Origin of the sequence: Streptomyces kebangsaanensis, assembly GCF_001906585.1 — a bacterium.
Classification (GTDB): Bacteria; Actinomycetota; Actinomycetes; order Streptomycetales; family Streptomycetaceae; genus Streptomyces; species Streptomyces kebangsaanensis.
On the sequence record NZ_JUJA01000164.1, the window covers coordinates 12,812 to 14,117 of the forward strand.

Below are 1,306 nucleotides of genomic sequence, written 5' to 3' on the forward strand. Positions count from 1 at the left end.
CGTACGCGCCCGGCTGGGGCTGTCGCCCGCCCGTGCGGGCACCGGGCGGCGCATCCGCCGGGGACAGCGCCGGCCGGTGCACCACGGCTTCAGCCAGCTGGTCGTGCCCAGGCCGCACGACTGGCGGCCCGGACTCGAGGTGTGCGGGTACTGGTGGCCGTACGACCGCTTCACCCGCCTCCCCGTCGACGTACGGGACTTCCTGGACGCGGGTCCTCCCCCGGTCTTCGTCGGCCTCGGCAGCGCCACCGTGCCCGATCCCGGCCGGCTCAGTGACACGATCGTGCGCGCGCTGCGCCGGGCCGGGCTGCGCGGGGTGATCCAGCGCGGCTGGGCCGGGCTGGGGGCGGCCGGCGAGGACATGCTGACCATCGGCGAGGTCCCGCACTCCGCGCTGTTCCCGCGGATGGCCGCCGTGGTGCACCACGCCGGGGCAGGCACGACCGCGGCCGGGCTGCGCGCCGGCGTCCCCGCGGTGCCGGTGCCCGTCCAGTTCGACGAGGGCTTCTGGGCCGAGCGCCTCGTCGGCCTCGGCGTGGCGCCGTGCGCCGTGCCGCTGCGCGGGCTCACCACGGACGCCCTCGCCGCGGCCCTCGTCCGGGCCACCCGGGACTCCCTCCACCGGGAGCGGGCGCGAGCCCTGGGCGTCCGGATCCGCGAGGAGGACGGGGTCGCGCCGGTGCTGGACGCGGTCGACCGGCTCGCCGGTCAGTAGCCGTCCTCCGTCCAGGCCGGTGGCCGCAGGATCGCCAGCAGCTGGCGGACCAGTTCGTCGACCGTCTCGTCCAGGGTCGCCTCGACCCAGCCGGCGCTCCAGTCGTGCAGGAGGCCGTTGACGCTGCCGATGAAGGCCGTCGCGGCGNGGCGAGCCGGTAGTCGCGGGGCGCGGCCTCGCCGCGCGCGGCGGCGGCCTCGGCCTCGGCACAGATGAGGTCGACCCAGCGGGAGCGGCGCTCGAGGCGCTGTTCCTCCAGGCGTGGGCTGACGCCGATGATCTCGACGAAGGTGATGCGGATCCGGCGCGGGTCCGCGGTGACGTTGGCGGCGTAGGCGCGGAAGAGGGCGGCGACGCGTTCGGCGAGCGGCAGCCCTCCGGCCTCGGCGAGGGCGTCCAGGACGGCCTGTTCGGCCCAGTCGTTGACCTGGAGGTGGAGGGCGGCGAGGACGTCCTCCAGGGTGCGGAACTCCTCGTAGAACTGCCGGGTCGACAGTCCGGCGGCCTCGCTGAGCGCGGCGACGGTCGTCGCGCGGTAGCCGGGGGTGTCGCCGAACAGCCGCAGTGCCGCCTCGAGGAACCGGCGGCGCC

The 1,306-nt window shown here is 76.6% G+C and carries 1 protein-coding gene and 2 pseudogenes; 1 reads left to right on the top strand and 2 read right to left on the bottom strand.

All coding sequences use genetic code 11. From position 1 onward, the window contains the following. Positions 1 to 715, top strand: a 715-nt coding sequence (locus tag RH94_RS45285) for a glycosyltransferase (protein ID WP_234426202.1), incomplete at its 5' end; no start/stop codon positions are given. Here the strand turns inward: RH94_RS45285 and RH94_RS45290 are convergent. After that, positions 709 to 862: pseudogene (locus RH94_RS45290) on the bottom strand (TetR/AcrR family transcriptional regulator); the annotation flags it as partial. The gene RH94_RS45285 and the pseudogene RH94_RS45290 overlap by 7 nt on opposite strands. A 1-nt stretch (position 863) precedes the next feature. Continuing rightward, a pseudogene (locus tag RH94_RS33105) lies at positions 864 to 1,306 on the bottom strand (TetR/AcrR family transcriptional regulator); the annotation flags it as partial.